Genomic DNA, 6,826 nt, shown 5'->3' on the forward strand with positions numbered 1-6,826 from the left:
AGCGCGTTCAGCGTGGGCAGCAGGTTGAACGCCTGGAAGATGAAGCCGATCTTGTCCCGGCGCAGCCGGGTCAGCTTCTTCTCCTTCAGCGCGGTGATCTCGGTCTCCCCGATCCACACCTGCCCCGACGTCACCGAGTCCAGACCCGCCAGGCAGTGCATCAGCGTGGACTTGCCGGAGCCCGACGGACCCATGATCGCGGTGAACGCCCCCCGCGCGATGTCCACGTCCACCTCGTCCAGCGCGACCACCCGGGTCTCACCGGAGCCGTACGCCTTGAGGACCTGCCGCGCCCGCGCGGCGACGGCCGTGCTTCCTCCACTGCCCCCGGTCCTGGGATTCGCTACAGCCGTTGTCACGGTATCTCTCCTATGTCGACTACTTGCATCTGTCGCGGTCGTTCTCCGACGCCCTGGGACGGAACTTTCAGACGGTCCCCGGCCGTTTCCCCGGTACGTCCGAGCCTGCCGCTCGCGGGGCGGGTGCCGCGATGGTGCACGGCACCGTGTCCACCGGGGGCTAACCCCACCCCTCGCCGTCCGGCGGCCCACACAGAAGCCTAGGGACGCCCCACCCCGCCCTCGTCCTGCCGCAGGACGAGGGCGGGGTAGGAGGAACGGGTGACGACCCCCTAGGGGAATCAGCCTTCAGGCTGCCCCCTTCCCCTACGTCAAGCTCAAGTCGGCGCACCCGCGCGGCGGGCGCGCACGGTCCGCGCACACCAGTGAGGGCCCCGATCCTCCGGATCGGGGCCCTCACTCGAACTCAACAGCTCCCGAGGCAGGAATCGAACCTGCGACGACCAGATTCAAAGTCTGGCTGCCCATGCCAGCAGAGCAACTCGGGAAGGCGGCACAAGCCTACGCCGTCCGCCGTTTCACCTCTACCGCCATTCCGTACCACCAGCCCTCGATGCGACGGTACAGGTCGGCTCCGTTGCGGACCCGAACCACTAGACAGCCGCGATAGTCCTCGCCTGTGTTCTTGCGGACCGTCACGGGGTTGTGCTTCTTGAGCGTGGTCTTGTCCAAGTCGGCCACCTCCACACCGACAAGATCTGCCCAGTAGCGTTCGACAGCCGATACGTCCGCCGACTCGTGGATCATGAGGCGGAACCTCAATCGCTCGGGTTCCACGCCGAGGAGCGCAAGCCATGCCAGGTAGACCTCGATCATCAGCGGATCACTGTTGACGAAGACAACGGACTCCTGCATCCGGGGCGGCCTGCTTTTGGCACCCTCGGCCCAGTAGAGCCCCACCCCGACCAGGAACAGGTCCCGGTCGGTCATGCGGCCGATCTCGTTGGCCGCCGCCAGCTTTGTCTGCTGACGCTTGATGTCCCGGGCGCGCCGGTGCGGAGCCCAGCGCGCCTCTCTCATGCGGTACAGCCGCTCCGGTGGGGTCGGCGGCTTCGGCAGATCCCGCACCCACAGCGACACCGAACTCTTGGCGACCCCCAGCTCGGCGACGATCTCGTCGTACGTCCGGCCCGCGCGGCGCAGGGCGCGGGCGCGTTCCCTCATCTCCGTCTTGGCTTGGACCATGGCACCACTTTGATCCCGTAAAGGCGTTCCTGTCTCGAAAATCTGCCTTGTTCATCTGTTCGGGTGAAAAGCGGTGCTTTCCCTCTGTTCACATATGGCCATTGGTCGGCGTTGCCCCCCGGAAAACCGGTGGCGGGCGGTCGTAGGCTGGGCCGTATGACCGAGACGGGGGAAGGCGTCAAAACCCGTGACCAGGGTGACGCGCCTCGGGGGCCGCTGTGGTGGGAGCGGCGTCGGAGTGCGGTGCTGGATGTGCTGCTGGCACTGGTGGCGGCCGTCGAGTGCGCGGCGCAGGGGGCTTCGTTCGCGGGTGAGACCGGTGTTCCGGTGTGGCCGTCGGTGGGGCTGGGCGCGCTCGCCGGGTTCACGCTGGTGCTGCGGCGGCGGTGGCCGATCGCGGTGGTACTGGTGGCGCTGGCGGTGACGCCCGCCGAGACGGGCTATGTGCTGGGGACGGTGGCCCTCTACACGCTGGCGGCGTCGGAGGTGCCGCGTCGGATCATCGCGTTGCTGGCCGGTATGCAGGGGCTGGGGACGCTGGTCATCCTTCTGGTTCAGATGCGGCAGGAGGACTACGGCTACGACCCGCCGGCGTGGTTCTTTCCGTCGGTCTCGCTGACGATGGCGGTGGGGATGACGGCTCCGCCGGTGCTGCTGGGTCTGTACGTGGGGGCCCGGCGCCGGCTGGTGGAGAGTCTGCGGGAGCGGGCGGACGGTCTGGAGCGGGAGCTGTCGCTGCTGGCGGACCGTGCGGAGGAGCGTGCGGAGTGGGCGCGCAACGAGGAGCGGACGCGGATCGCCCGGGAGATGCACGACGTGGTGGCGCACCGGGTGAGTCTGATGGTGGTGCACGCGGCGGCGTTGCAGGCGGTGGCGTTGAAGGATCCGGAGAAGGCGTCGAGGAACGCGGCGCTGATCGGGGACATGGGACGGCAGGCGCTGACGGAGCTGCGGACGATGCTGGGTGTGCTGCGGGCCCATGAGACGAAGCCGGGCGGGGTCGTCGCCGGGAAGGCCGGGAAGGCCGGGGAGACGGAGCGGGCCGGGCGGACGGAGCAGGCGGAGGAGCGTCCGCTGGCGCGGGTGGCGGAGGTCGCCGAGGTGGCGGTCGCGGCGGCGGGGCGGGAGTCGGGCGAGCGGCGCGCGTCCGGGGTTCCGGCGGGGGCTTCCGCGGAGGGCGGGGAGTCGGGGCCGAGGCTGCGGGAGCTGGCGGTGCTGGTGGGGCAGTCGCGGGCGGCGGGGATGCCGGTGGAGCTGTCGGTGGAGGGTGAGGTGCGTTCGTACGCGGAGCGGGTGGAGCGGACGGCGTACCGGGTGGTGCAGGAGGCGTTGACGAACGTGCACAAGCACGCGGGGGGTGCGCGGACGCGGGTGCGGCTGGCGCACCGTCCGGGTGAGGTGGCGGTGCTGGTGGAGAACGAGGCTCCGGCGGAGGGTCTGCGGGACGCGGGGCTGCCGAGCGGGGGCAACGGTCTGCTGGGGATGCGGGAGCGGGTGGCGGCGCTGGGCGGGGGGTTCGTGTCGGGGCCGACGTCGGGTGGCGGTTTCCGGGTGTCGGCGGTGATTCCGGACCGGGCGTGAGCGGGCGCCGTACGGTCTGCGGCCGGGGGTCCGGGGGTTGCCCCCGGGGGAACGCAGCCGGGTGTCGGCGGTGATTCCGGACCGGACGTGAGCGGGCGCCGTACGGTCTGCGGCCGGGCGGTCGGTCCCCGGGGCCGGGCCGGGGCCGTCAGTCGGGCTCGCGGCTGAGGCGTCCGGGGCGGGTGCCGGTGATGAGGGTGGCCAGGGCGGCGTCGACGGTGGGGCCGAGGTACCAGTCGCCGGTGTGGTCGAGGCTGTAGACGCGGCCCTGCGCGTCGATGGCGAGGAGTGCGTCGCCGTGGTCCTCCTCGCCGAGGGGGGTGACGGGGGTGTCGAGGGCGCGGCCGAGGTCGGAGAGGGTGCGGGCCCAGTGGAGGCCGCGCAGGGGGTCGATGCGGAGTCCGACGGGGGCGATGTGGCGTCCGGGTTCGGTGCCGGTGATGTGGAGGCCGCCGAATTCGGCCCAGGCTTCGACGGCGGCGGGGAAGATCGCGTGCTGGTGTCCGGCGGGTGAGCGGTGGGCGCGGAGGGTGTCGGCCCAGATTTCGGCCTGTGCGATGTCCCGGCGTCCGGGGTGCCACCCGGCGGCGCGGAGGGCGGCGTCGACGGGTACGGGGAAGCGGGTGGTGGTGTGGCGGGGGCCGGGGTGGGGGATGGTCACCGGTCTGCTGCTCCTGTGGGGTCGACCGCGCGGACGCCGAAGTGGTTGAGGAGGGCGGTGCAGGAGCGGCAGGGGGGTGCGTAGGTGCCGTGCCGGGGGTCGCCGTCCTCGCGGATGCGGCGGGTGGTGATCTTGGCCTGTTTGAGGGCTTTGCGCGCTTCGCCGATGGTGAGGGGTCTGCGGCGGGCTCTCTTGCTGCGGGCGGCTTCGACGGAGGTGAGGTGGCGGGAGAGGAGGATCGCCTCGGGGCAGCGGCCGGTGTGGCGGTCGCGGTGGTCGGTGGTGAGGGTGTCGAGGTGGTCCTGGACGAGGGGGTGGAGGGCGGGGGGCTGGTCGGCCTTGCCGGCGGTGCAGGTGAGGGTCTGGCCGCGGACGGAGAGCGCGGCGGCGACGGTGGGCATGATGCCGTCGCGGCGGTGACGGAGAGTGGGCGCGTCGTCGTCGGGGGTGCCCCAGTCGATGCGGGGGTCGCCGGGCTGCCGGTCCGCTGTGTGGTGCTGTGTGACGTGCATGGTTTGGGCTTCCTCCCCGCGCATCACCCCGATGGCGTGGGTTCAGGGTGCCAAATGTGACGGCTGTTGGGAAAGCAGGGGTGGTTGCAGCGCGTGTCTTGTGGGGGTGTGGGCGGGGTGGCGGTGGTGCGGGACGGCGGGGGCGGGACCGGGGGGCGGGGTAGCGCATAGGCTGTGCCGGTCGGCGCTTGTCGGCGCTTGTCGACGCTCATCAGCCAGTTGCCAGCAGGGGGCACCGCCATGACGACAGGTAGGCCCGGGTCGGGGATTTCCCCCGGTTCTCGGTTCGGGGGAGAGTCCTTGCCGCCGAACACGGCCTATGCCGGGCAGGTCGTGCGTTTTCCGGATCCGGTGCGGGCCGCCCGCCATCCGCGGGGTGTGCGGGTGGACGAGCGGGGTTTTCCGGACTTCTCGCCGTACGCGCGTGCGGCTGTGGAGATCGCGGAGCCGCCGGAGGGGTTCGGCGCCGACGAGCTGCGGTTGACGGACTACGTGTCGGCGAACACGGCGCAGCACGCGTCGGGCCACGAGTTGTGGGCGGAGTTGCCGCCGGTGGCGACGCCGCACGGCTGGACGTGGCACCACGTGGCGCACAGCCGCCGGCTGGAGCTGGTGCCGATCGAGGTGAAGGCGCTGCTGCGGCATCACGGCGGGCTGGCGACGGCGGCGGTGGACCACGACAAGCGGGGGACGCGGCCGTTGCAGGAGACGCGTCCGGTGCACTTCGAGGTGCCGCACCGGGCGGCGGTGTCCGAGGAGCAGGTGCTGGACGTGGAGGAGACGCTGGGGTACCGGCTGCCGGAGGCGTACCGGTTGTTCCTGAAGGCGGCGGGCGGGTGCGCGCCGGCGGGGGTGGCGCTGGACGCGGAGCTGGGGCTGCTGCTGGACCAGCCTTTCTTCACGGTGCGGGACGAGGCGGCGGTCAATGACCTGGTGTACGTGAACAAGTGCCTGCGGGATCACCTGACGAAGGACTATCTGGGTGTGGGGTTCGTGCAGGGCGGGATCATCGCGGTGAAGGTGCGCGGTGCGGGGCCGGGTTCGGTGTGGTTCTGCGCGTACGACGACGTGCGGGACCGGGACGGTCTGTCGGTGGGCGAGCGGGTGGAGCGGCTGCTGCTGCCCTGCGGGGCGGATTTCGACGATTTCCTGCTGCGGCTGGCGGGCAATCCGCCGGAGTTGGAGACCGTGGCCGACCTGATGGTGGACGGCGGGTTCGCGCGTGCCGTTCCGGTGGAGGGGTGAGCTCGATGGTGACGTTCGCGCAGGCGCAGGAGCGTGCGGAGCACTGGGTCAACGGGGGTGTTCCGGCGTATCAGCACCGTGAGGTGCGGGTGCGGGAGTTCGGTCTGGGTTTCGTCGCGTGGGCCGAGGGTCCGCTGGGTTCGGGGAGTCCGGGGGGTGGTCCCGGGGGGAGCGGTTCGTCGCCGGGTGGTGGCGGGCAGCGGCTGGTGATCGCCCGGGACAGTGGCGAGACGACGCTGTGGCCGGCGTTGCCGGTGGGTGAGGTGATCCGGCGGTACGAGGAGGAGTACGGTGCGGCGGCTGCCGAGCCGGGGCCGCCGTCGCCGCCGCGGCGGGTCGATCTGGAGGCGACGTCGTTCCTGCTGACGCCGCCGGAGTGGTTGCAGGAGGCGGCGGACCAGTTGGGTGTTCCGGATCGCCGCGGTGCGGGCGGGTCGTCCGGGGCCGGGGTCCCGGTGGGGTCCGCGACGCCGCCGGTGGTTCCTTCGGAGCCCTCCTCCCCGACTCCTCCGGTGGGGTCCCCGGCGCCTTCCGCTTCTTCTTCCTCCGGGACTTCCGGGACTTCCGCGACGCCGCCGGCCGTCCCTTCTTCTCCGACGCCTTCTTCTCCGGTGCCCTCCGCTCCGGCTCCGCCGTCCGCGACGCCGCCTCCGGCGGGCGGGTCGCCGTGGGACGCGGCGGACACCAGTGGCAGCGGGAGCGGCGCGGATTCGGTGCCGCCGCCCATGACGGTGTTCGCGCCGCCGATCAGCGGGAGCGACGACGAGGACGAGGAGGTGTCCGCGGCGCGGTCCGACGCGGGGGCGCGGACGGAGCTGATGCCGGAGGGCAGTGCGCTGCCGAGGACGCGGCTGGCTCCGGCGCTCGACGATCCGCAGGACCCGCCGCAGCAGCAGTCGCAGTCGCAGCAGCAGCAGCAGTCGTCCCCGTCCTCCGGTCCGCCGGAGGCGCCGGGTACGCCGCCGGGCGGCGGGGTGCACCACGCCGCGACGATGCTGGCCGACCCGTCGGCGGGCGGACCGGGCGGACCACCGTCCGCGGCGCCCCGACCCCCCGGGCCCCCCGGCCCTCCCGGCCCGCCGCCCGGTGCCCCGGGTACGCCGGGTGGCGAGGCGCCCGGTGCCTACGCGCCGACGCAGTTGGTGTCGGCCGACGAGGTGGCGGGGCAGCCGGGTCCGCCCGGCCCCCCCGGCCCGCCGCCGGGCGGCGGGGTGCACCACGCCGCGACGATGCTGGCCGACCCGTCGGCGGGCGGACCGGGCGGACCACCGTCCGCGGCGCCC

Annotated in this window: 6 protein-coding genes, 1 tRNA gene and 1 pseudogene; 3 read left to right on the forward strand and 5 right to left on the reverse strand. The window is 72.6% G+C overall.

What is annotated here, in order from left to right:
• The 3 genes from CUT44_RS34175 to CUT44_RS22305 all read right to left on the reverse strand — a co-directional run.
• Window positions 1-359 (reverse strand): ABC transporter ATP-binding protein (locus CUT44_RS34175; protein ID WP_233221572.1); only part of this gene is annotated, 359 nt, incomplete at its 3' end.
• 413 nt (window positions 360-772) lie between these two features.
• A tRNA-Gln gene (locus CUT44_RS22300) sits at window positions 773-847 on the reverse strand.
• A gap of 13 nt (window positions 848-860) precedes the next feature.
• A complete protein-coding gene (locus CUT44_RS22305) occupies window positions 861-1,544 on the reverse strand; it encodes a hypothetical protein (RefSeq protein ID WP_100203708.1) in 684 nt (227 codons plus the stop codon).
• 156 nt (window positions 1,545-1,700) lie between these two features.
• Here CUT44_RS22305 and CUT44_RS22310 point away from each other — a divergent pair, with 156 nt between their 5' ends.
• Window positions 1,701-3,125 (forward strand): sensor histidine kinase, encoded by a 1,425-nt coding sequence (locus CUT44_RS22310; RefSeq protein WP_100203709.1) that lies wholly within the window; start codon window positions 1,701-1,703, stop codon window positions 3,123-3,125.
• 148 nt (window positions 3,126-3,273) lie between these two features.
• Here the strand turns inward: CUT44_RS22310 and CUT44_RS22315 are convergent, their stop codons facing one another.
• Both CUT44_RS22315 and CUT44_RS22320 read right to left on the reverse strand, forming a co-directional pair.
• Window positions 3,274-3,786 carry an SUKH-3 domain-containing protein gene (locus CUT44_RS22315; RefSeq protein WP_233221565.1) on the reverse strand — a complete coding sequence of 171 codons (513 nt, stop codon included), beginning with the start codon at window positions 3,784-3,786 and terminating at the stop codon, window positions 3,274-3,276.
• Window positions 3,783-4,298, reverse strand: a complete 516-nt coding sequence (locus CUT44_RS22320; RefSeq protein ID WP_100203710.1) for a YwqJ-related putative deaminase — start codon at window positions 4,296-4,298, stop codon at window positions 3,783-3,785. Before CUT44_RS22320 ends, CUT44_RS22315 begins: the two co-directional genes overlap by 4 nt.
• A 240-nt stretch (window positions 4,299-4,538) precedes the next feature.
• Between CUT44_RS22320 and CUT44_RS22325 the strand changes: the two genes are divergently transcribed.
• Together CUT44_RS22325 and CUT44_RS34575 are read left to right on the forward strand one after the other, a co-directional pair.
• On the forward strand, window positions 4,539-5,543 hold the full coding sequence (locus CUT44_RS22325; RefSeq protein WP_100203711.1) for an SMI1/KNR4 family protein: 1,005 nt from the start codon (window positions 4,539-4,541) through the stop codon (window positions 5,541-5,543).
• A gap of 5 nt (window positions 5,544-5,548) precedes the next feature.
• Window positions 5,549-6,826: pseudogene (locus CUT44_RS34575) on the forward strand (SUKH-4 family immunity protein); the annotation flags it as partial.

The organism is Streptomyces carminius (assembly GCF_002794255.1).
GTDB classification, from domain to species: Bacteria; Actinomycetota; Actinomycetes; order Streptomycetales; family Streptomycetaceae; genus Streptomyces; species Streptomyces carminius.